The following is a 23,369-nucleotide window of genomic DNA, read 5'->3' as shown; positions in this document are numbered from 1 at the left end:
TGCTACTTCTACGATCTTTTTAGAAAAAAGAGTCCCTTATAAGGGAAGTATTTGATAATAAGAATATTACAAAAAAGTGATTTTTAAACGATAGAAATTATAAAAGTAAAAAAGCTGTCATTTTTGACGGCTTTTTTATTATAAAGTAGCTACGTTTTTATTGAAAAAGTCTTTGAATTTTTTGTTAGTGAGCATCTTCTCAACTAGTTTAAATATTGTTTGCTTGTCTTCATCTTCAAGCTGTTGTATTAGTCTTATTTGCTCTAACTCTGTTTTATCTTCTAAAATTACCTCTTTAGGTATTGAACCATCATAATGTATTATTTGGTCAATTGTCATATTGAAAAGTTGTGCCATTTTTTCAATCTCTTCAACAGCTAGGCTTCTAGTTCCTTTTTCTATTTTAGAATAAGCAGATTTATCTACACCAATATAGTTAGCGACTTCAATTTGCTTGAAATTTTTCTGCTCTCTTATATTTTTTATGTTATCAGCTAGACTCATACTACAAAAGTATTGAAAACAAACACTATTTGCAAATAGTTGTAATTTTAAAAACAATTAAGTTGTTATAATAAAAACTTTATTTTATTTTTGTTGTTGTGAAATTAAACACAAATTTTTTAAAGCCTTTATTTATGGACATCCAAGACATCAAACAAACTTTAAGTTTAAGCCAAGTACTCCAGCATTACAACTTACAACCAAACAAAAACAAAATGTTGTGCTGTCCTTTTCACGATGACAAAACAGCTTCATTACAAGTCAATTTGCAAAAAGATTTTTACAAATGCCACGCTTGCGGAGCAAAAGGCGACCAAATCCAATTTGTCCAGGACTTTGAATCCGCCACAGGCGGACAGGCTTTCTCAAAACACGAAGCCCTTTTAAAATGTATAGCACTTGCAGGAAATCCACCCGAAATAAAACATCAACCCATAACCACAAAACCAATGGATCAAGAAAAACGAATTGAATTTTTAGAAAAACTATACGAAACCTTTATAAAATCAGTGTATTTAAGTCAACCAGCAAGAGACTATTTACAAAGCAGAAATCTACTTTCATTACTAGAAAAAAGAGGCTTAGTCGGTTTTAATTCGGGGCAGTTCCATCACGCAGGACGCTTTGAAAACGAAGCCAATCCAGCAGAAGCTCGAAAAGAAGTAATCGCCCAGGGGTTAGAATTTGGTTTACTATCAGAATCAAATATATTATCTAAAACAGGCGAAAAGGCTTATAATGTATTTGGTTTAAAATCCATTGTCTTTGCTCTTAGAAACCAAGCCAATCAAATCACAGGCTTATATTATCGTATAGCCGACGATACTAAAAACTACAAACATTTTTACTTAAAAGAATCAAAAGGATTATTCCCCCATTATCCAAACCCCGAAACCAAAAAACTCATTTTAACCGAAGCTATTATCGATTGTGCCAGCCTTTTACACATTCCCGAAATCACAAATAATTATAGCCTTTTAGCGTGCTATGGTACAAACGGCTTAACACCAGAACACCTAGAAGCCATCAAAAACCTAAAAGAATTAGAAGAAGTAATATTTTTCTTTGACGGAGACAAAGCAGGTCGCACGGCGATAGCAAAATACGCAAAGGAATTACTCGCTCTTATTCCCCCTTTGGGGGTTAGGGGGCTTACCCGAGTTGAAACGCCCGAAAATGAGGACATCAACAGCCTTTTAGTCGCTTATGAAAAAGAAATTTTTATGGAACTATTGGAGAAAAGAAAGGCTGTCCTTGCGAGGAGTTGCGAGGAACAAAGCAAAGCAATCTTATATGAAAAGGCAATAGTAAAATCCTTAAAATCTGTGGCTAAAAACACAAAACCCCTCGACTTTTTAAAAACCCCTAATTTACTACACAATACTAACGACTTACTAGGAAAAATAGGCATTGTAGGAGAAGAAGATAACAGGCTATTGCAATATGTAACGGCAACTACCTATAAAATGAATTATAATTTACACGTACTCTATCAAGGAAGTTCTGGAAGTGGCAAAACACACACCATCAAACAAATAGCCTTACTCATACCCCCCGAAGATGTGATTTATTTAACTAGGGTTACAGAAAGCAGTTTGTACAATTATAAAAATGGAGAATTTATGTATAAGCTTATTGTTTTTGAAGATTTAGACGGACTAAAAGAAGAAGCTTTACTGGCAGTGCGTGAAATGATCTCTAATAAAAAATTGTCCTCCTCGACTTCTATCAAAGACAAAAAAGGCAATGCCGACGGTAAAATAAAAGAGGTAGAAGTATCTTTTGCCAGTCTATCAGCCACCACCAAAGGCGAACTCTACGAGGATAATATGAGTAGAATTATAGTGTTATCGGTCGATGAATCCAAGGAACAAACCAAACGAATCATTGAATATAAAAACAAAGTCTATCAAGGCGAAATCAACAAACAAGAACAAGAACAAATAAGGCTATTTTTAAGAGAATGTATCAAATTATTACAAGTCTATGAAGTCATAAACCCGTATGCAAATCTGGTGGAACTGCCCGAGAATGTTCACAAACCCACCCGAATGCACGATATAGTAATGGGGGTAATCAATCAAATAGTACTACTGAATCAATACCAACGAAACAAAACCCCACAAGGGCAATTAATCGCCGAAAAAGAAGACGTAATCAATGGTTTATTATTAATGAAAAACAGCATTATATTAAAAATGGATGAACTGGAGGGGAAAGTCAGAACCTTTTACGAATCCTTAAAAAAGTTTGCAGAAAAAAAGGCTAAAAAAGAAGACAAGAAAAAAGAAGATGTAAAATTTACACGCTTCGACATTAAAGACCATTACACGCTAAGCAAAGCACAAATAAACCGATATTTAACCGATTTAGTATCTTGTGAATATTTATCAAAAATTGGTAAAATGGGCAAAGGCAATCAATACAAAATAGCCCATTGGGACAACTTTAAAACATTGAGCGAAGAACAATTACAAGTAATGTTAGACAAGTTAAAAGAGTAATAAATGAGTCTAAAGTGAGCTTAGAATATACCTATAATGAGCCGATAAAATAAGTGTAAAGTACTGTAAAACAAGAAATAAAAGTAATCGGCGCATCATTTTAAAAAACAGTGTAGGACAATGATACATAAAGCATCGTATAAAGAAGAATTACTCATACTAGGTTACCATAAATTATCTGTCGAACAACGAATAAGAAACATCCACCATTTTATAAGAATCACTCAAAAAGAACTCCAACAAGTCAAACCTTCAGATCTAAAAAAATACGTAAATCATTATCAACAAAAGGCATTAAATACTCACACCATACAGGGATATTATAGAAGTATAGAACATTATTTTAGTTACTTAGAAAGAGAAAAACTCATTAAAAAAAATCCATTTAATTACTATGAACTCCAGCTCCCCAAAGCTACAAAAGCAGAAAGAGAAATACTCACCCAAGAAGAAATAAAACAACTCTATACAAAAGCCAACTTACAACAAACTATCATTTTACATCTGTGCTATGGCTGTGGGCTTCGAGCCTTCGAAATGGAACAAATCACGGTAAAAGACATCGATACTCAACAAAAAACAGTAACAGTTCAAAAAGGCAAAAACAACAAATACAGAGTCATCCCAGTAAGTGAAAAAATAAACCAGGACCTAATCAATTATTTAGAAACCATAAAATACACCACAATAAAAAATCAACACATTTTATACAACAAAGCAGGCACCCCACTAAAAAGATACACCGCTTTAATGATCCTAAAAAAACTAGCCATAAAAGCCAGTGTAAAAGCAAAAATAACCCTGCACGGTTTGCGTCATTCCATCGCCACACATCTACTGGAGAACGGCGTACAGCTCCCACAAGTACAAGCATTTTTAGGACACTCCCAAATGGAAACTACCGAAATTTATACAAGAATAAGTAAATACCAACTCAAAAAATTATAATGATGATGACTCTAAAAGAATATATCCAAAACAACTTTAGTCCATCCAATCATAAAAGTTTATACTGTTGCATCAAGAAGTACCAAGAGCACACCATTAATCACGAAAAAGCTACATTAAATGACATATTACGTTACCTTAAAATCCTTAGAGAAAGCAACAAAAAATACAGAACCATAGCCAATCATCTTCATAGCATCAAAGTATATTACAGATATTTACAATACAGTGGAATAAGAAAAGATCATCCTATCAAAAAACTCATTTTAATAGATAAAATAGACAAAACCATAAAAACCCAAAATTTATACACCATCAAACAATTAGAAGAATATTACCAACAAACCCCCAAACATAAAAAACTAATGGTGAGTTTACTTATAGAACAAGCCCTAACCACTAGCGAACTGATAGCCATCAAAGTAAAAGACATCAATCTAGAAAAAGCAGAAATCACCCTAAAAAACAGAACCCTACCCTTAAAAGCCTATCAAATCTATCTCTGTACAGAATACATCAATTATATAGAATACCTCAAAGAAAAAAAGCCAGAAGATTATTTATTTACCACAAGAACCAACAAAGCCTACAATACCAATGACATTGGCGAATACCTCAATAAATCTCGAACAAAAGAAAAACAAATTACACCGCTCAAAATAAGACAAAGCGTCATTAAAAACTTATTAATACAGCACGATGTAAGAGTAGTACAAGTCTTTGCAGGACACAAAATAAGCGGTACAACCCAACAATATAAAACTACCCAGTTCGAAGAACTAAAAGCAAAAATCAACCTTTTGCATCCACTACAATAAACTTTAGGTAAACAAATCTAAACGCCTATTAACGGTGCAAATCCTTAGCCAAAGTCATAATTAAGACTTATCTTAGAAAACCTCCAAAACACCAGGGAAAAAGCAGAAAAAGAACTATTGCAACAACAAACCTCTTAAACAACCGACTAATTATTTTAGTTGGTTGTTTTTATATAAAAAGCGGTGTGCTTCGCACCAAGTATTTTCACCCGCCCGTCCAACGCTCCCCAACGCTCCGGCGGTTTTTTCCCCACCCTCACAGCCGTTGTTTTTCCCACCCCTGCAATGCCAGTAAAAAAAGGCTTTTTGTTTTCCCAACCCCTCGCACACAAAAAAGCCTTTTTTTACTCGCTTGCTTTCCCCAACCAAAAAAACAACCGCTTGCCAAGGCTCAAACCGCCCCAAAGCTATATTTACATAATTGGCAGTTATAGTTCAAGCCCTGCGGGTTCGCTTCGCCTTGAAAGCTATAACTGGCATTTATGTAAAATAGCCCCTCTCCAACGCTCCCGCCCGAAAATAGGAGCTTCGCAAGAGTTTGCATTTTTAAATTATTTGTTCAAAAACCTGCACAAAATCCTCGTCTAGTTCGCCTTACGGACTTCTAGCCTCGCATCTTTGTTTGGTTTTTATCACAAAAATTTAAAAAGGTAAGACGTGGTAAGATTAGTGGTTAACTGCTCCGTAAACTCCGCAGGGCTCATTTTTTTAAACGATTGCTTTAGGATGTTAATCGTTCCAAATCAAATGAATCGCCCAGCAATCGTTTAAAAAAACAAGCACCACAACACTAAAGCACCTGTAAACCAAAGGCAAACACTCAAAGTTAGTTTTGTATCTGCCTTGTTTAATCGATCAAAAAACAATCTTTTTTTTTCAGATGAAATAAAAAATAAGCTATTTTTGAAATAATGAAACTGCTAAAACTGCTTTTAATCCTATTGCTGATACCTTTGAACTTGTACCCACGAGAGTCAAAAGGATGTCTGTCGATGGCTCAAAAGTGTGTTGTAGAGGGGCAAAAAGTGGTGCAGTATTATCTCTCTCAAGATCCTATTGGACTGGAAGGAAATAACCCGACTTTTTATGGATACGTAGCAGATAATAATACACATTTTGACCCGTTTGGACTTATGCCAATGCCTAGTAACGGCTGGAGCTATAATAATATGCCGAAAATAGACGGTTACCAAAATCATCACGTTATACCTCGCTCAATGGCTAATCATCCAGCTATAAAAGCAGCAGGTTTTGATGTTGATAAACCTAGTAATCTTATTTACTTACCAAAAGATGCAGGTGGACATCCTACAAGAAGCCAACATAATGGTTGGAACAAACAACATAAAGCATATAATGCAGATATAAGGGCTGAATTAGACAGAATAGATAGAAAAGGTATGGCGCAAGGTTGGGATCAAGCAAGATATAAAGCTGAAATCGAAAAACTAAGGTCGAAAACAAGAAAAGGATTACGAGAAGGTAGAATTAAATGTCATTAAAATATTAATTATGTATTATCAGTTATCAGATTTTTATAAAAGAGATGTGTATTTTGTTTATAATATTGAATTAAATAAAATTCATAGGTTTGACCTTGTAAATTGTAAAGCAATTGAAAGTAATGATTTATTAATATATAATATTGACAAAATCGATATTTATTTAAATGATTATGATATTTTACCAACTTTTGATGCACCTCTAATAAGTGCTAAATTTAAAATACTTTTGGAAAATATCTGTAACAAAGAAGAAATTCAATTTATTAATACTATTATAATTGATAAGAATAAAAATGAGAATAAAAATTTTTATATCCTCAATATATTAAATAAAGCAGAAGTTTTGGATAAAGAAAAATCTACTTATGAAGTTGATGAAGATGATTTTTACACAATTCAAAAGGCGTATTATATACCAAATTCTTTAGGTGAAAAATCAATTGTAAGAATGGAAGAACACAAATCTTACATTATTGTAAATGAAGAATTTAAAAAGAGATGCGAAGAAGCAGGTTTAAAAGGTGTTGAGTTTGTAGAAGAAGGACATACAATTTATACTGATATTTAGTATTAAACAAAAATAGGCCTGCTATTTCTACGATCTTTTTATAAAAAGAGTCCCTTATAAAGAGAGTTATGAAATAATAAATTAAAAACACCAAACAACGAACAGGCTAAAAAACTGTTCGTTGTTTCCTCTTTTTAGGATGGAAACGTTCTTTTACATGAGTGGGATTACCAAAAAGGAGAAGAACATGAAACTTCTGTTAATAATCTAGGAGAAGTTTTTTTAAGTCAAAAAGAAAAGGTTAATAATCTAGTTACGTGGGTATATGATAGGAATAATTACAACCCAAGCGCAAAGATTTTAGGAGAGGAAGTTTATAGCATCATAAATGATTATTTAGGAACTCCTGTACAAGCTTATAATAGTAACGGAAAATTAATTTGGGAAAGAGAACTTGATATTTACGGAAAGACACGTAAAATAGAAGGAGATCAAAACTTGATTCCGTTCTTATATCAAGGACAATATTATGATCACGATATTGAGTTAGCATATAACCGATTTAGGTATTATAATCCAGAAACAGGAACTTACATAAGTCAAGACCCGATTGGACTCTTGGGTGGAAACGAATTATATGCTTATGTGAAAAATTCAAATATACAAATTGATAAATTCGGGTGGTATTCAGATTTATTAGGTAGTGGAATGGGACACCATCTTATGCCAAGATCTGTAGCAAAAAAATTAGACATTACTGAATTAGCACAAACAAATTCTATAGCTTGGTATCCTAATAATGGTATTAATACAGCTACTTTACACGGAGAGATGCACACAAATCTTATCAATGAAGGAGTTCCTTATCATGGTTCTAAGTTTACTGGAACAGTAGACGATTTTTTTGACAAAGGAGCTAAAGCCTATAAAGACATTGATGTAAAAGGATATATGAAAATACCTGGAACAGACGATATTTTATTTGAAAATATGACACCTAGAGAAGCTTTGGATAAATTAAAAGAATTATATAAAAACAAAAAAATACCTTGTAAATAATTATATGTTAGAAAAAAAATTAACTATCACAGATTATGGCATATATATAATGTCAATAGACAAATTATTGAGTTTTTTTAAAGAGAATAAAATAAAAAGTAAAAAAGTATTAGAAGTTTTTCAAAAAAATCATGAATTATATCTAAAATCATTAGAAGAGGGGATTTGGATTCCTATTTTACCAATAGAATCAACTAAATATATTATTAATAACATCCCTCTTAATAACGAATGGCAAGAAGAATTTAGATATGAAGATTTTAACCTTAATGTAAATGATGGAGCATATTGGATTGGATCCTTTGGAAGTTTATTGAACTTTAATTTAGAACAATTTACAAATTCTATCAATGAAAGTATTTCTTATCAAACACTTGATGGAGTTACTTTATTCAAATCATTCAAATTCAATATTGAAAATGGAAAATATTTAGTAAACATAATAGGTTATAAAAGAAAAAGTGCGCTTGAATATCCAGAAGCTAATTATGGTTATTCATTCGAGTTTAAAAAAGTAGAGCAATTTATAGGTTATAAAGATCCTAGAGAAGATGATAAGTATGTTTTTAACCTATCTACATATTAAAAAAGTATATCAATAATACTTTGTGAGTTTTCTAAAATTTTAATAATACCAAACAACGAACAGTTTTTTAGTCTGTTCGTTGTTTCATCTTTTTAGGATGGAAACGTTCTTTTACACCAGTGGACATATCTAAAAGGGCAAGAGGCAGAAACTTCTGTTAACGATCTAGGAGAAGTTTATCTAAGTCAAAAAGAAACCGTAGAGGATTTAGTTACTTGGATTTACCAAGAAAATAGCTTTGTACCTAGTGCTAAAATACAAGGAGAAGAACAATTTAGTATAATTTCTGATTATATAGGCAGACCCCTACAATGTTATAACGAAAAGGGCTCTTTAATATGGAGCACAGACTATGATATTTACGGAGGTTTACGCAATTTTAGCTCGCCTATTAATCTAACCCCAGACTTTATTCCTTTTAGACAACTCGGACAGTATGAAGACCCCGAATTAGAAGGTCTTTATTACAACAGGTTTCGATATTATGATTGTAGTATTGGGAATTATATTTCTCAAGACCCTATTGGTTTACTTGGAAATAATCCAACTTTTTATGGGTATGTAAGTGATAGTAATACACAAGCAGATGTATTAGGATTAAATCCTTGGCCTAAAGGAGGTTTTAATGAATGGTTTAATAATGCTTCTGTTCAAGATATTGCTAATAACAAAGATGCCGTTTCAGAGGCATTAAGAAAACCAGGTGGTAAACACGAAATGTTTCCTGTATCTCAAGCAACTAAAGCTAAAGAATTAGGTTTTACAGCTGAAGAAATAAAAAAGATGACTGTTGACACAGATAGAATAACTTTTACTGGTGTTACTGATTCGGCTGGTAATGTCTTACCTGATGGGGCTCATCACGGTAGTAGAGCAGGTAGACATTTTCATAATAAACTAATAAAAGATTTGAAAGGAGCTACCTCCAAACGTGAAGCGAAAAAAATTATTGCAAGACATCATAAAGCACATATGAAATTAAGTTGTAAATAAATTATAATTATGGATTATTTAGATAAAATTTTCCTTTGGTTAGGAAACAGTACTAAAACAGAACAAGAGTTCAATGATTATTTTAAATTAGATTACTCAGAAAATGAAAATAAAAAAATATGCGGTTTTTGTTTAGATATAGGTAAAAAATGGTATGATGAAGATTTTATTGGATATTTAAAATTTCCAAAGAATACTGATATTTTTGAAATATTAGAAGAAGTTCCTATTAATTCATCAGAAAAAGAAACAGTAGTAAAAAAATGTAATGACTTGGGTTTGAATACAGTTAATGCTGTTTATTGGTATTCAGGAGAAATTGAAACACCTAAATTTGATAAAGATTATAATGATTTAAAATACATTGGTGAATTTATGCTTGACTAATTTACTTAATTTTGTTCTACACTAAAAACTAAAAGTTCTCATTTTCGAGAGTTTCTTGAAACTTTTAATTAATGAATAAAAGCCTGCTATTTCTACGATCTTTTTATAAAAAGAGTCCCTTATAAAGAGAGTTATGAAATAATAAATTAAAAATACCAAACAACGAACAGGCTAAAAAACTGTTCGTTGTTTCCTCTTTTTAGGATGGAAACGTTCTTTTACATGAGTGGGATTACCAAAAAGGAGAAGAACATGAAACTTCTGTTAATAATCTAGGAGAAGTTTTTTTTAGTCAAAAAGAAAAGGTTAATAATCTAGTTACGTGGGTATATGATACGAATAATTACAACCCAAGGGCAAAGATTTTAGGAGAGGAAGTTTATAGCATCATAAATGATTATTTAGGAACTCCTGTACAAGCTTATAATAGTAACGGAAAATTAATTTGGGAAAGAGAACTTGATATTTACGGAAAGACACGTAAAATAGAAGGAGATCAAAACTTGATTCCGTTCTTATATCAAGGACAATATTATGATCACGATATTGAGTTAGCATATAACCGATTTAGGTATTATAATCCAGAAACAGGAACTTACATAAGTCAAGACCCGATTGGATTAGCGGGAAATAACCCAACTTTTTATGGGTATGTAGTAGATAACAATACACATTTTGACCCGTTTGGACTTATGCCAATGCCTAGTAACGGCTGGAGCTATAATAATATGCCGAAAATTGACGGTTACCAAAATCATCACGTTATACCTCGTTCACTGCTACTTCTACGATCTTTTTAGAAAAAAGAGTCCCTTATAAGGGAAGTATTTGATAATAAGAATATTACAAAAAAGTGATTTTTAAACGATAGAAATTATAAAAGAAAATTAACTTCAATTTACTTTAGATTGTAGTTGATTTTCTTTTTTTGTTACTCCCTGCTATTCCTACGATCTTTTTATAAAAAGATCGTAGGAATAGCAGTTCATGAGGACAATAGTTATTATGATGCCATTTTAGAGTTTCTATGCTAATACCCAATTCCTTTGCCACTGATTGTAGAGTGTCGTCTTTTTTGACTTTATATGTGCGCCAAGTAAAACTCATGAATTAATTTAGATGGTGTTTAGGGTATAAGGGTACACATTTGAGGATGCTTTTTTAAGATTAATTAAAAAGCTATCGCATAAATAGTGCCATTCAGATTCTTTCATGACTTCTGTTATTTCTGTGTTTTTATATAGATAGATATCTATTGTTCTGGCAAAACCTTCTTTTGTAGAGCTTTCTTTTTTGGTTCCTTTTTTTACTTCAATCTTTGTAATTGTATTTTTAAAGTGGTTTAGACCATATGCTTTAATGTCAGCTATTGTTACAATTCTTCCGCGGGTTAGTAAGGAGTTTCTGTATTCGAGTATTTTATCTTTAGTAGACAGTCCTTTTCTTCCACCAACGGTTGGAGTTACTAACATGATGTTTTTTTCTAAGAGCATAGTTCCTGCTTCTTCTAAGGATAAAACGGTACCAATTTTGATATCATTTGCTTCATCTCCTAGAGTTGTCCAAAAGGCTATATTACAAAAGAAACCACCTTCGTCTTTAGATGTAGCATTAACGGTTAGGTAGGGGTTATTGGGTTTTTCAAAATCTTTTTCTTTGGATAGTTGATATAAAGCGGCAACATTTTGGTTAATTTGTTTTAGAGTTTCTCTGGTTGCGTCGTTTCCTATGCTCATAAAAGAAGCCGTTTCATCTTTAATAAGTTCTAGGAGTTGTTGTAAGAGATCGGATGCTCTTCTTTGGTCAAAACGAGAAACGCCTCCGTGTCTGAGTGTAACGGTTCCGGATTTATTATCATTGTAATTTCTTAAATCGTAACGATAGCCTTCGTCATTTGAAACATAATCTAGGTCTAAGAAAAATTCATCGGAATCTACGGGAACTATGTTTAGAGCACCTGTAACTCTATGAGACGCTCTTGAAATCCTTTTGTTTACTACGGGTAAACAGTTGAGGTTTATGGATACATTTTCTAGAACGTCATTCCCTATTGTTTCGGTTAATTCAACTCGTAGCCATATAATAGACTTATCGTGTTCTAACTTATGACCTGTAAAATAATGTTGAAACAATGTATCTACATCGGTTTTTTCAGTATGATTAATAGTGCCATTTAAGGTAAAAAAATTAGGTAGATAAAAATTATTTATTCTATTATTTATTTGGTCTAGATTAGAATAATTTTTACGAACAATATTTTCAAAATTGAAGGCTTCTTCGGTGGCGTTATATCCTTCATTAAAAGAGAACTCTTGATTTCCGAAGTATATTTTAGCTTGTCGTAAGTAGTAGAAGAATAGATCTTTTTGATAACTATTGTTAATGTTTACATAAAATGTTGGATTGATAATATTTTCAGTATCAGTGCATTTTAATCCTATCCATAATTCTCCTTTTGGTATGAAGTTATCGGAAGTATTGATAATATCGTTAAAAAAGAAATTATCAATTTTTTTTAAAGAATTTCCATAGGCTAAATATTCTACTTTAGCGGTAGTTAATGTAGTTTCTATTGTAGGGCCAAAAAAGACATCTTTGTGTATAATTTCAGTAGGATTATAAATATTGGTGATTTTTTTAGTTCCTTTAAACTGATTGTATTTTGATATTTTGATATTGTTTTCTGTAGGGAACAATTGTACAACAGCACTAGAAGGAGTTACGCCTGATACTTCTTCGGGAAACATAAGGTCTAATACTCTTTCAATTATTCTTGATCTAGAATCTTCTAGATCAGTATTTAATTTTTCTAATTCTGAAGCACAAGCAGTTAGTAATAATCCAACAATGGGGTCAAAAGAAGATTCTGTTTGTAATTCATTAAAGCCCCATAGTCTAGATGCTTTTCTTAAAATACGATCTTTGATGCGTTCTTGATTCATAGTATTTTATTTTAGATGATAAAAGAAAAATTAATATGATAAGGGGCCGACAAAAAACGAGCTTTGGAATAAAAAGGGTCTATTGGTTTCAAAAACTTGTCCTTTAATGCTAAAAGAAACACATTTTTTGATTCTCTTTCGACTTATGTTTCCAATATTTTTATCAGATATAACTATAGTAACGTCTTCTAGAGAAAGCCTTTTTTCGTATGTTGAGATGGCTTTTTTTAAAGTATTTGTAATGGTTTCTTTTAATAGATTATCACTTTTTAAAATATCAAAGTCTGTTTCCCATATTTCGGTTCCATAGTCATCATTAAATTTGCACTCTCCAAATGAAGTGGTTGCTATTAAGAAAATATGTTGTGCTATTGATGTGTCAATACTAATGTTTATAGCATCTTGTTTTTTTATTATTCCGTCAAAATCAATAGGTATTTTAAAATATGAACCTCTAATCATTGTTATAGATAAATTAATTTTTGAATACTTCCATTCTCGTTTATTTCCATTTCTTTTGGAATTTTGTTTCTTTTAATTATTTTTAATTCAACTCTAGGAGTTAATTTGAGGAATTTTTCTCTATAAAGTATGTCACCAATGAAGCTCTTACCATCATTATTATCTATTATAATAAAATAAGGGTTGTTTTCTGGAATTGTAATTTCATTAATATTGCCAGAAAAAATATATACTTTTTGAGGATTGTTAAATTGATAAATTAAACTATCGTGTGAAATGTTTCGATATTTTGAAATATGAAGTATTTCTATTTCATCTGCAGGTTCGTATGGGATGTTTTCATATAAGAATGAAGTTTTGTCAAAATTTTTAAATCCAAAGAAAGATAAAATACCTTTTTTGGTATTTTTTTTAACAAAACTAAACATATCTCTTGTTACTTGATAAACAGTTGTTTCGTTTGTTTTGTCATCGCTAACAATCATTTTGTAAGTAGGTATTTCTACGTTTTGTTTGTTGATTGTTAAGGTAATTTTTCCGATTTCTAAATCAGATATTGTCAAAGAAATTTTGTGTGTTCGAAGCCCTGAGTCTGTTTTTGAAACCCGTCCTATTTCTCCATTTCCTGCATAAAAAGGAGAACCTGGATTGTCTGTCATTCCTAAAGATAAATTAAGTTCTGGTATTGGACTCATTATTTCTTTATTTTATAAGTTTTTAAACAAGTTAAATCTTTTATAATTTCTGTATTTTGAGATTTATTTATTAAAATTTCATAATTTTTGTGTACAGTAAAAATTTTAATACTACTCAATTCTAGGCTTGTTAATTTTTTAAAAGTTCTTCGATTTAGTTGATGAATAAAAATACCATCACAATTTATGGGGAAATGATTTTTTAAATGTATCACATCCCCATTTTTAAAGTTAAAATCGAAAATCTTTTTTTCTTCAATACAAACACTGTTGTCATGTATTTTGAAATACATAAATATTTTGCGTTTACGTTTTCCAAATTGTAATGTAGTAAATATGCCATTGCTATTATTTACTATAAAGAGTATGGGATTAGGGCTAGCAAAGAAGCGACCGTCTAGTTTTTGTCTTGTTTGAGTAACCTGACAACTATCTATTATGGGGCTTTTTACATTTTTTTGGGCAACACAATAAAAACTTATCATGTAAAAACATAGAGATAACTTTTTTATACTATTCATTGTTATGTTTTTAAGTGTTTATTCTGCTTGTTGATAAATTTGTCTACAAACTTCTAAATCGCGTTTCATTTTATCGTATTCATCCTTTAGTGTTTTGTTTATAGTACTCAAACTATCCATTAGTTTGTGGTTTGTTGCCAATTGTTTTACTTGTTTTTTTGCATCTATTAGATCTTTGAAAGCAATAATTGTATTGTTATACATTATTTTGTTTTTCAGTGTATCTTTAGGTAACTGATTATACATTTCTGCTAACAAAGAAAGAGCCAGTTTTTCATTGAAAAAATCATTTTGACCTGGTGCATTAATAGAGTCTACAGTAGTTTTGACTTTTTCGAGTTGAAAAGAAAATTTGTTTTGAATTTCAATTTCTTTTTTGAGTTTAAAGTTTTCTGTTTTTAATAATTCGTTTTCTCTAAAAGGAAAATAAGTATTAAATAAGAGTGCTGACATAAAGACAGTTACACTTATTACAAAAAACAATACAAAAGATATAAACGCTTTAGAACGTTCTTTTTTATTAAGTATTTCCATGGTTTAATCTGCTAAAAAACTTTTACTTCTTTTTCCGTACAATAGACTGTCTCTTTCGTCCGTAATTTCGGATACGAAAATACTACCATCTCGTTTTTTACCTATGTAATCTAGTCGACTTAGAGAAGATAAGAGATTTTCGAATACATCCATAAATTTGTGAATTTTTGAGACACTTACATCAATTTGATTATGATTATAATTGTTATTTATTAGTTCTAAGAAAATATTTTCAAAGGTACCTTGATTAACGTTACACCAATCCGCAAAGTAATTTAGCAATTCTTCTTTTCCTGCTCCAGACTTTGAATCAAATAGGTTTTTAAGTGTTCTGCCTAAACCAACAACTGAAAGGAGCATTTCTGAAGGTGCTTTGTGTTTTCCTAGCCATCTGATTTTATTAATTTCTACTCCTAAATAATCTAATATTTTATCAGTTACTAATAGCATCATTAAGGCTAATTCATTTGCTTGTTTTTTAGAGTTAATCTTTTGAGCAATTTGTATTGAAAATACTTCTATCTGTCCGTAAAAACGGTTGATTTCATCATATAATTCTTGTAGTCGTTTGTGGCTTCCTACATATACTGATGGGGGGATATAAGCATTATCTATTTTTGACTCGTATGAGTTTACGAGTACTTTTCCTATGATTAAAAAGTTTCCTCCTAAACCTGTTTCGTTTACTAATTCATTTTCAGGGATAAGACTTAATAGATATTCTGGTTTTGTAAAAGGGTATCTTGGAGGATTTTCTTCAGGATCAGAGTCGCCAAAAGGTATTCTTTTAAAATAATTAACAGAAATACAAACCCATAATTTTAGACTCTCATCTCCTTTAATTTCGTAAGAGGCTTCTAAATAAGTAGAGTTAGTGTTAACGGTTTCGCTTCTGTCATCTATTTCAATTCTGGAGCCATTAGGTGTTATGGCGTGACATTCCTGTACTTGTACTCTTAATGATTTATGACTATCTACCATTAAGTTTAATTTGATAGAATTATCAGCAGGTAATAGGCCATAAGATATTAATGACGTATGCAACCCCACGGTATCCTTTATGGAATCATTGATGAAGTTTTGAATCGAATTAAAGTGATTTTTGTTTATTTTCATTCCGTCAATCCAATTGACAGGGAAATAATTTAGTTTTTCTATCATTATTTTTGTGTTTTTGATTGAATTCAAAAAAAACAAATAGAAGTTAATAAGAAGACTTTTTTTATTTAGGTTGTTTTATATGAGCTAAATAGGTTTAAAGAAGTGTTTTTTATTAACTTATAAAAACAACCGTTTCTGAAAGAAACGGTTGTTTGTTGGTTCTTATTTTTGTTCGTACTCAGTATCCCATTCATTTCCGTCATCTCCTTTGTGTCCATCCATTTTAATTAGGAAGTTTTTAGCAGGGAAATAAGGTTTCATGTGAATGTCTAAATGAATTCGATCTTTTTGTATAGGATCTTGTTCAAATCTTTTTACTTCAAAATTTTCAATTAGTTTTCCAGGACCACTTATTGAATCTAAGAAGCGAACGATTTGTCCCATGATTTCTTTACGAGTTACGGCTGTAAAGTTTTCAAAAGCTCTTCTGTTTAAGAAATCCATTAATACTTTTGTAACGTAGTCAAACACCCTAACAACAGAATAGGTTTGTAGACCCAAATTATCACCGTTGAAAAGAGTTTTAGCAGAAAATGCCATTACTTTTCCGTATTCGTTTACCATAGGAATTAATCCAAGGCTTTCTAAATTAGCAATTTCACTCTTTTTTAGATCAAATTTTACGCCATCTACTTCGTTAATTCCTCCGTATTTTTTACCAGCTGTTACCTGAGACATTAATGTTTTGTATACTTTTCCTGCTAAGGCAGCTGAAGGAGCAACATATAGGTCTTCTGTTTCTTGAATTTCTTCAAATCGGCCTCTACCAACGAGCCAGTTACAAGTCATTAATACATTTGAACGATATACTTCGCCTCCTGTTAGATAGGCTTGATCAAACATTTCCATAACGTCATCTGGTTCGTCTAAATGTTCAAAGTCTGTTACTAGCATAACTTTGTTTTCATGTGCAATTTTAGCCCATTTTTCTACGACTTTATTAGAACCTAAATATCCTGGAATTACTAAAATACCATAGTTGTTTTTTAGATCTAAACGGTCATAGTTATTTACTAATTCTGCATGAATTGTATCTATAAATCGAGTATTATCTAGATCTTTTAATTGTTCTAAATCAGAATTAATAACGGTAACATTTTTTACTTTGTCCGTTTCTGTGTTTTTATAGAATAGAGCTATTGTACGATAATTAGTTTCTAATTCTTTAGTGACTTCTACGGCTCTTGATAAATTTTTCTTTAATAAATCTTCGGCTTCTTTTCTTTTGTCTTCGCAATTAGAAACAATGTCTGTTATATTTGTTGCATCGGAAAGAACCTCAGCCCAAAGCTTAAGTGTTTTTTTTAAAGATTCTCTTTCTTTTTCTTTTTCTTTTTCAGAAAGAAAGATTTTTCTTCTTGCTTTTCTGTCAGGATTTAAATTTTGTGCTCCTTCAATGGTTGTTTCTAATAGATCAAAACCACCAAATTTTGCTAACTTTTCTAGGCTACCTTCTAAATTAGCCTGTCCCTTCTTTTGTTCTAAAACTGTACTGTCAACGTGTTGACTTTCTTTATTTTGTGCCATTAGTAGTCTGTTTATTTGTTTTCTTCTAGTTCTTTAATAAGAGATTGTAATGAATCTAATAATGCTTTTTTTGCATCTGGATCTTCTAAAGCTCCTTTTAAGATTTTGTTGCTTTTAAGTTGTTTAATAATTTTTTGATACTGATCTTTTTCTGTTTCTAGACCTGTCAAAAAGTTACTTTGTTGAGTAATTCCTTTTACACCAAAATCGCCAAGGTTTTTAAAGTTTAAATTTTCCATTTTAGTAGAACCATCTAAATTTTCAAAATCAACCTTTATTTCAGGTTTAAAATGGTCAAACACTTTTTCAATGGTTGTTAATCCTTCTACTAGTTCTGGTTTTACAGGACTTTCTGCAGTTAGTTTTTGAGCAATAATTGTTCTGTTTTGAGGGATTTCGCTTATTGCTTCGTTTGCGTCTAATGGTACTTCATTACCACCAATTCCATGATTTGATAACATAATACTTAATTTATTAGTTTAACTCTATATTTAATTTGATTTTTTCCCAACATAATTCTCCATTTTTTAGAGAAACTTTGACTGTATCGCCTTCATTGTATTCCATTGCGACTATTTTTTTCGCTAAAGGTCTTCTGAGTTTTCCTCTTATGATTCCTTTTAGCGGACGTGCTCCGTATTTTGCATCGTATCCTTGTTCAGCAAGGAGTTCTTTAACTTCTTGACTTACGACTAAATTAATATGGATGCTTTTAGCTAAATCTATTAACTCCTTTTTTAAATGAATTTCAAATATTTTTAATGCGTTTATTTTACTTATTGGTCTAAAAGGAATAGATTCTGTTAATCGGCCTAAGAACTCGGGTCTGAAATATCTGCTCATGATTTCAAGTAATTTGGCGTTTGTAGGTATTTCATCTTTTTCAAAGGATTCTACAATAAAATCAGACCCAATGTTAGATGTAAATAGGATAATAGCGTTAGAAAAATCGCCTTCTTTTCCTAGTCTATCGTGTAATTTTCCTTCATCCATTAGTTGAAGAAAGACATCAAAAACGGAACTATGAGCTTTTTCTATTTCATCAAATAAGACGATAGAATAAGGTTTTTGTCTAATTTTATTTACCAATAGTCCTCCTTCTTCATAGCCAACATACCCTGGAGGAGCACCATAGAGTAATGCTGCGGAATGTTCTTCTTTAAATTCTGACATATCAAAACGAATGATAGCATTTTCATCTTGAAAAAGAAATTCGGCTAATGATTTTGCTAATTCTGTTTTTCCTGTTCCTGTTGGTCCTAAGAAAAAGAATGAACCAATGGGCTGTCCTGCTTTGCTTAAGCCTGAACGAGATTCTAATATAGCTTCTGAAACAATACTGATGGCATGGTCTTGTCCTACTACTCTTTTGGTAAGAATTTTTTCCATGTCATTTAGCTTTTGTTTTTCTTCATTTTTTAATTTTCCTATCGGAATATTTGTTTTTTGCGAGATGATTAAGGCTAAATCAAGTTCTGTAATATGGGTTCTTTTTTCATTAGCTATTTTTTCAAGTGTTTCAATATATTTTCGACAGAAATTTAAAATTTCAGGAATTCCTTCAAAGTGCAAATTTTTAATATTAATGTCATGATTTGAAGTGGTATAAAGAAAGTTTGTTTTGCTTAATAAATCATTTAGAAACCATTCAGCCTTTTGCATTAATTCATCTTCTTCTATTTCTCCAATATTTTCCTCAATATTTTTAATTTGATTAAGTAAATGCTCTCTTTCATTTATGAAAGTATCTCCAGTTGTTTTAAGTACTGACATGGTATGATCTATCAAGTCTATTGCAGAAGCTGGTAGACTTTTTTCTTTCATGTATCGTTTTGAAAATCGGATTGCTTCCTTTATAGTAGCATCATCTATTGTTATTCCATGATGTTTTTGGTAATCTTGCAATGTTTGTTTCAACATTCTAAAATGGGTTTCGTCCTCTTTTTCTTCCAATTTAATGAGTTCGAACATTCCTGATAGGGTTTGTTCTTTTTCGATTTTTTTGGTGTATTCTTCTATTGTTGAGGTAGCTAGGATTGTAAGTCCTTTAGATAGTTCACTTTTTAGTAAATTTACTATGTTTGTGTCGGAACCATTGCCTCCAAATAGGGAGTGAAATTCTTCTATTATCAAAATAGATTTAGGGATATGCTTAAGTTCTTGCGCAATATTTTTTATTCGGTCTTCTATTTCTCCTTTATAAGATGCTCCTGCAACTAAGGCTCCCATATCAAGTTCAAAAATTTCTATTTGAGATAGTAAGTCAGGGATTTGATTGAGTAATACTTTTTGAACAAAACCTTCTATTAAGGATGTCTTTCCAATACCAGAATCTCCTAGTATAATTACATTTTGTTTACTGTATCTACAAAGTATTTCGGTAATGTTATTGATTTCTAAATCTCTACCTATTAGTAATTCTTTTTTGTTTTTTAATCTAATTTCTTGGTTTTTGTCTATACAATACTTTTGTAAAAAGCCATTTTTGTTGAAAGTTGAAAGACTTTTTGAAGTACTTGTAAAAGTATCTTTAATTAAATCATTTCTTGTTATAGGAAATGATTTCATTTTTTCAAAACTAAATGCAACGCCAGGGGTGCAAATGGCGGTCATTACATGTAATAATGTTATTTCATCTTCTTTTAGTTCTTCTCTAATAGAATCTGCTTCGGCAAATATTTCATCTATAATTTCGTCTGGTTCACAATAGTATTGATTAGTGGATTTTGGAGATTCTTCTATTTTAACTTCCGCCCATTCTTCAATATAATATACATCAATTCCTAGAGATTCTAGTTGTTTTAGTAAGGACAAATCTCTATTAAGGATTGCTTTAAGTAAGTGAGCTCCATTAAAATGGGAGTTTAAATTTTCTCTACCTATTTTTTGTGCAATATCTATAGCTTTATTGACTTCTGTATTGTACGTAATTTCTTGATTCATTTTTAGTTTGTCTATTATAAAAAATAAATTGTTTTTACTCTTTAACCCAAATCATCCATTTTTTGGTTTTGTATTGAATATTGATGTTTTGAATGCAGTTGCTGTTATCATTTCTGTTTAGTTGTAAGAATGTTATTTTAATTTGTTTTCCAGAGATAGATTTACACAATTCTGAGAAAGACATTACATTATCATCATTTACAACAACAGGAATTTCAAAATTTCCACACAAATATTCTTTGAAATCATCTTTTGTTTTTACTTGAGCTGCTACTTGTTTTAGTAATAATTGAAATTGTTCATTAGAGATTTCGCTTGTTTTTGTTTTTTCGTTTGATTCTTTATGGTTGTCATGTTTTGGAGAGACAGGTATATATCCTAACATGTCTTCTAGAGGGTCTTTTTTTGCCATTCCTCTTGGAAGGGAAAAAGTAGAATGTGGTTTTTCATATTCATAGGTTTCCATGTCTATTTTTTGTTTAGCAACAATAACTTTAGGGGCAACATAGATTATTTTAGTGGCAATATGTTCTAAGTCTCCATTAACAATTAGAGTTATTTTTTTTTCTCCAGTTGTTTTGAATTTGTAGGATACATTTTGTCCAACGGCATCTAAAGATGTAGTTTCGCCAAAACTCCATTCCCAAGATTCTCCTCCGTTTTTCTCAGCACTAAAGCGAACAACTTCTCCTAAAAAAGCTACGTTTGGGGCTTTTATTAAGGGAAGATATCCTGTTTGTTGTCCAACGTTTGTTATTCTTACTAGTTTTTCATAGTAACAGCTGCCGTTTACGATCAGCTTAACAACATAATCTCCTTCTTTTTTATATTTATGAAATGTTCTTTGTCTGTTGTCAACTGTTGTGCTATCTCCAAAATCCCACTCCCAACTTGAGGCTCCTTTTGTATTGTCAAAAAATTCTACTACCTCATCAGGCTTGAACTCGTCAGCTGTAATTAGAAAGTTACCAGTGTTACAATCTATATGACGAGAATATTTAAATAGGAATATTCCAAATCCTAAAAGGATTAAAAGTCCAAAACCTAAAAAGATTCTTACATCTATTTTGGTTAAATAATTAAATTTGTTAAAAAATCGTTTCACTCTAATTGGAAATAAATATTTGTTCGTACAACCTGTTACAAATATAGTTTTTTTATTTAAAAATTTTTATTTTTGTGAAAAAGATCTGATGAAAATTATCAAAAATATTAAAAGCTTATTAATCGCAAGCTTTTTGTGCTCGTGCTCTTCGAAGCAGTACTTAAAATATATTCCTTATCAATATTCCTTTCAGGAAGTTATAAAACAAAAAAAAAGTGAATTAAGTAAGTTGAAAAACGAAGTTATTGTAGATGACAATGAAGATAACCTAAAAGATGAGGATTTAAAACTAAAAGAAAAATATTCTATAATTTTAGGAGTAATGCCTAAAGAAATTAAAAACTATGAACTCTATTCTTATGTGGATAAATGGGTAGGAACTCCTTATAAAAAAGGAATTTTAGATTTAAAAGAAGGAGCTGATTGTTCTTTTTTTGCGCAAACTCTTTATAGCGAAGTTTATGATGAAGTACTCCCTAAGGATCCCGCGGGTATGTTTAGATCTAAATTAATACAACTTTTTACTGGTAGGACATATCTGCAAGAAGGTGATTTGATATTTCTTAGATATGATAAGGATCATCCTATTTCAGACGTAGGGATTTACTTGAAAAACGATAGAATTATAGCTTGTACGGCTGAGGGGCTTGATATTTATAATTTTAACGATAAATATTTTCAGTTAAGATTTGTTTCTGCTGGAAGATTAGTTAAATCAAAAAAATAAACAATATGACTCATTTAAATGAAATCTTGAGTTTAATTAGAAATATTAAATCAGATATACGAGCCGAAGTAATAGTGAATGATTTATTAAATAATAAAATTATTTCTGATAATCAATTCATTATTCAAAAGGAAAGTCAATTTTCTAGAACCTATAGAAGAGATATATTAGAAGTAGATATAAAGGATTTTAATCTTGATAAAAAAGAATATCTAAATTTTACTTTATCACGAGATAGTCTTTATGATTTACTTCCAGAAGGGGTATTTCATCAGTCTAAAAATGAATATCCAGACAAAGGAGTCAACAAAATGATTAATGAGTATCAAACTCAAAAAAAGGAACAAAAGGCGGCACGTGTTTTTTTTCAACCATTTGAAAATGAGTTTTTTGCCTACGGTGTGTCTCTTGAAGATTTTGAAACTAATTTTCTTTCTGAATTAAACAACCCTTCTGTTTCTGATTTGTTTTATGAGTTCTGGGGTATTACTAAAGAAATACCAGAACATTTAGCTTCTAAATTAATACATTTTTTGCCCTATACCTATCAAATAGTAGGGAATATAAACTTAGCAACTAACTTATTGTCTTTTTTCCTTGGTGAAAAAGTTTCTATAATAAATAAAGGATCTCAGCAATATTCAGATGAAAAATTGGCTATTTCATTAGGAGAAGCTCAACTAGGGATAGACTTTATATCAGGAGTAGAATATGACGATTATTCCATACATTTAGAAGTGCAGATAGGACCTCTTAAAAATTCCTCCTTTTTAGATTATATCCTAGAAGGTAAAATAAAAAAATTCCTAGATCTTTATTATGAATATTTTTTTCCTATGGAAACAGATCTTAAAACGAACATACTAATTCCTAACGACCAACAAAATTTTGAATTCACAGATAAAAAAACAATTCTGGGATACAACACAATTATTTAACA

General features: G+C 30.9%; 24 protein-coding genes and 1 pseudogene. 13 read left to right on the top strand and 12 right to left on the bottom strand.

All coding sequences use genetic code 11. From position 1 onward, the window contains the following. Window positions 1-138: 138 nt before the first annotated feature. Complete coding sequence (locus tag AWN65_RS13530; RefSeq protein ID WP_060383628.1) at window positions 139-504, bottom strand: helix-turn-helix domain-containing protein; 366 nt, start codon at window positions 502-504, stop codon at window positions 139-141. Window positions 505-638: 134 nt separating this feature from the next. Here AWN65_RS13530 and AWN65_RS14660 point away from each other — a divergent pair, with 134 nt between their 5' ends. The 11 genes and pseudogenes from AWN65_RS14660 to AWN65_RS15300 all read left to right on the top strand — a co-directional run bounded on the left by AWN65_RS14660 (window position 639) and on the right by AWN65_RS15300 (window position 10,612). Beyond that, a complete protein-coding gene (locus AWN65_RS14660; protein WP_063743522.1) occupies window positions 639-3,008 on the top strand; it encodes a CHC2 zinc finger domain-containing protein in 2,370 nt (789 codons plus the stop codon). A gap of 120 nt (window positions 3,009-3,128) precedes the next feature. Then, the gene (locus tag AWN65_RS13520) at window positions 3,129-3,956 is read left to right on the top strand and encodes a tyrosine-type recombinase/integrase (RefSeq protein ID WP_060383627.1); all 828 of its coding nucleotides are present in this window, start codon (window positions 3,129-3,131) and stop codon (window positions 3,954-3,956) included. Beyond that, window positions 3,956-4,774, top strand: a complete 819-nt coding sequence (locus AWN65_RS13515) for a tyrosine-type recombinase/integrase (protein ID WP_060383626.1) — start codon at window positions 3,956-3,958, stop codon at window positions 4,772-4,774. Before AWN65_RS13520 ends, AWN65_RS13515 begins: the two co-directional genes overlap by 1 nt. 992 nt (window positions 4,775-5,766) lie before the next feature. Beyond that, window positions 5,767-6,276 (top strand): AHH domain-containing protein, encoded by a 510-nt coding sequence (locus AWN65_RS13505; protein WP_060383624.1) that lies wholly within the window; start codon window positions 5,767-5,769, stop codon window positions 6,274-6,276. 10 nt (window positions 6,277-6,286) lie between these two features. Further along, on the top strand, window positions 6,287-6,847 hold the full coding sequence (locus tag AWN65_RS13500; RefSeq protein ID WP_060383623.1) for an imm11 family protein: 561 nt from the start codon (window positions 6,287-6,289) through the stop codon (window positions 6,845-6,847). Window positions 6,848-7,144: 297 nt separating this feature from the next. Next, on the top strand, window positions 7,145-7,846 hold the full coding sequence (locus AWN65_RS15385; protein ID WP_081078454.1) for an RHS repeat domain-containing protein: 702 nt from the start codon (window positions 7,145-7,147) through the stop codon (window positions 7,844-7,846). 4 nt (window positions 7,847-7,850) lie between these two features. Then, on the top strand, window positions 7,851-8,432 hold the full coding sequence (locus AWN65_RS13490; protein WP_060383622.1) for a hypothetical protein: 582 nt from the start codon (window positions 7,851-7,853) through the stop codon (window positions 8,430-8,432). A 219-nt stretch (window positions 8,433-8,651) separates the two neighbouring features. Then, a pseudogene (locus AWN65_RS15405) lies at window positions 8,652-9,020 on the top strand (RHS repeat domain-containing protein); the annotation flags it as partial. A gap of 129 nt (window positions 9,021-9,149) precedes the next feature. Beyond that, window positions 9,150-9,425, top strand: coding sequence for a hypothetical protein (locus AWN65_RS15305; protein ID WP_060383621.1), 276 nt, complete (start codon window positions 9,150-9,152; stop codon window positions 9,423-9,425). Between the two features lie 9 nt (window positions 9,426-9,434). After that, window positions 9,435-9,812 (top strand): immunity 22 family protein, encoded by a 378-nt coding sequence (locus AWN65_RS13480; RefSeq protein ID WP_060383620.1) that lies wholly within the window; start codon window positions 9,435-9,437, stop codon window positions 9,810-9,812. A gap of 362 nt (window positions 9,813-10,174) precedes the next feature. Then, window positions 10,175-10,612: an RHS repeat domain-containing protein gene (locus AWN65_RS15300; RefSeq protein ID WP_081078453.1), complete on the top strand. Its 438-nt coding sequence runs from the start codon at window positions 10,175-10,177 to the stop codon at window positions 10,610-10,612. Between the two features lie 103 nt (window positions 10,613-10,715). Here the strand turns inward: AWN65_RS15300 and AWN65_RS13470 are convergent, their stop codons facing one another. The 11 genes from AWN65_RS13470 to AWN65_RS13420 form a co-directional block, all read right to left on the bottom strand. Next, window positions 10,716-10,919, bottom strand: coding sequence for a LysM peptidoglycan-binding domain-containing protein (locus AWN65_RS13470; protein ID WP_060383619.1), 204 nt, complete (start codon window positions 10,917-10,919; stop codon window positions 10,716-10,718). An 8-nt stretch (window positions 10,920-10,927) separates the two neighbouring features. Then, complete coding sequence (locus AWN65_RS13465; protein ID WP_060383618.1) at window positions 10,928-12,754, bottom strand: type VI secretion system baseplate subunit TssF; 1,827 nt, start codon at window positions 12,752-12,754, stop codon at window positions 10,928-10,930. 30 nt (window positions 12,755-12,784) lie between these two features. Continuing rightward, window positions 12,785-13,216, bottom strand: coding sequence for a GPW/gp25 family protein (locus AWN65_RS13460; RefSeq protein ID WP_174647507.1), 432 nt, complete (start codon window positions 13,214-13,216; stop codon window positions 12,785-12,787). A 2-nt stretch (window positions 13,217-13,218) separates the two neighbouring features. Continuing rightward, on the bottom strand, window positions 13,219-13,911 hold the full coding sequence (locus AWN65_RS13455; RefSeq protein ID WP_060383617.1) for a hypothetical protein: 693 nt from the start codon (window positions 13,909-13,911) through the stop codon (window positions 13,219-13,221). Next, window positions 13,911-14,432 carry a hypothetical protein gene (locus AWN65_RS13450; protein WP_145902571.1) on the bottom strand — a complete coding sequence of 174 codons (522 nt, stop codon included), beginning with the start codon at window positions 14,430-14,432 and terminating at the stop codon, window positions 13,911-13,913. Before AWN65_RS13450 ends, AWN65_RS13455 begins: the two co-directional genes overlap by 1 nt. Window positions 14,433-14,450: 18 nt before the next feature. Beyond that, window positions 14,451-14,966 carry a type VI secretion system TssO gene (tssO, locus tag AWN65_RS13445; RefSeq protein WP_060383615.1) on the bottom strand — a complete coding sequence of 172 codons (516 nt, stop codon included), beginning with the start codon at window positions 14,964-14,966 and terminating at the stop codon, window positions 14,451-14,453. A 3-nt stretch (window positions 14,967-14,969) separates the two neighbouring features. Continuing rightward, window positions 14,970-16,127, bottom strand: coding sequence for a hypothetical protein (locus AWN65_RS13440; RefSeq protein WP_060383614.1), 1,158 nt, complete (start codon window positions 16,125-16,127; stop codon window positions 14,970-14,972). A 162-nt stretch (window positions 16,128-16,289) separates the two neighbouring features. Beyond that, on the bottom strand, window positions 16,290-17,654 hold the full coding sequence (locus AWN65_RS13435) for a DUF5458 family protein (RefSeq protein ID WP_060383613.1): 1,365 nt from the start codon (window positions 17,652-17,654) through the stop codon (window positions 16,290-16,292). 11 nt (window positions 17,655-17,665) lie between these two features. Next, complete coding sequence (locus AWN65_RS13430) at window positions 17,666-18,115, bottom strand: hypothetical protein (protein WP_014166031.1); 450 nt, start codon at window positions 18,113-18,115, stop codon at window positions 17,666-17,668. Between the two features lie 13 nt (window positions 18,116-18,128). Further along, window positions 18,129-20,597, bottom strand: a complete 2,469-nt coding sequence (locus AWN65_RS13425) for an AAA family ATPase (protein ID WP_060383612.1) — start codon at window positions 20,595-20,597, stop codon at window positions 18,129-18,131. A 34-nt stretch (window positions 20,598-20,631) separates the two neighbouring features. Further along, on the bottom strand, window positions 20,632-21,702 hold the full coding sequence (locus AWN65_RS13420) for a PKD domain-containing protein (RefSeq protein ID WP_060383611.1): 1,071 nt from the start codon (window positions 21,700-21,702) through the stop codon (window positions 20,632-20,634). Between the two features lie 229 nt (window positions 21,703-21,931). Between AWN65_RS13420 and AWN65_RS13415 the strand changes: the two genes are divergently transcribed. Continuing rightward, a complete protein-coding gene (locus tag AWN65_RS13415; protein WP_317043929.1) occupies window positions 21,932-22,429 on the top strand; it encodes a C40 family peptidase in 498 nt (165 codons plus the stop codon). 5 nt (window positions 22,430-22,434) lie between these two features. Next, complete coding sequence (locus AWN65_RS15095) at window positions 22,435-23,367, top strand: hypothetical protein (RefSeq protein ID WP_060383610.1); 933 nt, start codon at window positions 22,435-22,437, stop codon at window positions 23,365-23,367. The last annotated feature ends 2 nt before the right edge of the window (window positions 23,368-23,369 follow it).

Origin of the sequence: Flavobacterium covae (assembly GCF_001534645.1) — a bacterium.
Taxonomy (GTDB): Bacteria; Bacteroidota; Bacteroidia; order Flavobacteriales; family Flavobacteriaceae; genus Flavobacterium; species Flavobacterium covae.
Note: the sequence above shows the minus strand (reverse complement) of the source record. Positions and strands in the feature narration are given on the sequence as shown.

Excerpts from the sequence above, each read along its gene's own strand:
- AWN65_RS15305 (WP_060383621.1), top strand. The coding sequence starts at position 9,150 with ATGTTTCCTGTATCTCAAGCAACTAAAGCTAAAGAATTAGGTTTTACA.
- AWN65_RS14660 (WP_063743522.1), top strand. The coding sequence starts at position 639 with ATGGACATCCAAGACATCAAACAAACTTTAAGTTTAAGCCAAGTACTC.
- AWN65_RS13430 (WP_014166031.1), bottom strand. The coding sequence starts at position 18,115 with ATGTTATCAAATCATGGAATTGGTGGTAATGAAGTACCATTAGACGCA.
- tssO (WP_060383615.1), bottom strand. The coding sequence starts at position 14,966 with ATGGAAATACTTAATAAAAAAGAACGTTCTAAAGCGTTTATATCTTTT.
- AWN65_RS13520 (WP_060383627.1), top strand. The coding sequence starts at position 3,129 with ATGATACATAAAGCATCGTATAAAGAAGAATTACTCATACTAGGTTAC.
- AWN65_RS13455 (WP_060383617.1), bottom strand. The coding sequence starts at position 13,911 with ATGAGTCCAATACCAGAACTTAATTTATCTTTAGGAATGACAGACAAT.
- AWN65_RS13470 (WP_060383619.1), bottom strand. The coding sequence starts at position 10,919 with ATGAGTTTTACTTGGCGCACATATAAAGTCAAAAAAGACGACACTCTA.
- AWN65_RS15095 (WP_060383610.1), top strand. The coding sequence starts at position 22,435 with ATGACTCATTTAAATGAAATCTTGAGTTTAATTAGAAATATTAAATCA.
- AWN65_RS13515 (WP_060383626.1), top strand. The coding sequence starts at position 3,956 with ATGATGATGACTCTAAAAGAATATATCCAAAACAACTTTAGTCCATCC.
- AWN65_RS13465 (WP_060383618.1), bottom strand. The coding sequence starts at position 12,754 with ATGAATCAAGAACGCATCAAAGATCGTATTTTAAGAAAAGCATCTAGA.
- AWN65_RS13480 (WP_060383620.1), top strand. The coding sequence starts at position 9,435 with ATGGATTATTTAGATAAAATTTTCCTTTGGTTAGGAAACAGTACTAAA.
- AWN65_RS13450 (WP_145902571.1), bottom strand. The coding sequence starts at position 14,432 with ATGAATAGTATAAAAAAGTTATCTCTATGTTTTTACATGATAAGTTTT.
- AWN65_RS13500 (WP_060383623.1), top strand. The coding sequence starts at position 6,287 with ATGTATTATCAGTTATCAGATTTTTATAAAAGAGATGTGTATTTTGTT.
- AWN65_RS13490 (WP_060383622.1), top strand. The coding sequence starts at position 7,851 with ATGTTAGAAAAAAAATTAACTATCACAGATTATGGCATATATATAATG.
- AWN65_RS13425 (WP_060383612.1), bottom strand. The coding sequence starts at position 20,597 with ATGAATCAAGAAATTACGTACAATACAGAAGTCAATAAAGCTATAGAT.
- AWN65_RS13440 (WP_060383614.1), bottom strand. The coding sequence starts at position 16,127 with ATGATAGAAAAACTAAATTATTTCCCTGTCAATTGGATTGACGGAATG.
- AWN65_RS13435 (WP_060383613.1), bottom strand. The coding sequence starts at position 17,654 with ATGGCACAAAATAAAGAAAGTCAACACGTTGACAGTACAGTTTTAGAA.
- AWN65_RS13505 (WP_060383624.1), top strand. The coding sequence starts at position 5,767 with ATGGCTCAAAAGTGTGTTGTAGAGGGGCAAAAAGTGGTGCAGTATTAT.
- AWN65_RS13530 (WP_060383628.1), bottom strand. The coding sequence starts at position 504 with ATGAGTCTAGCTGATAACATAAAAAATATAAGAGAGCAGAAAAATTTC.
- AWN65_RS13460 (WP_174647507.1), bottom strand. The coding sequence starts at position 13,216 with ATGATTAGAGGTTCATATTTTAAAATACCTATTGATTTTGACGGAATA.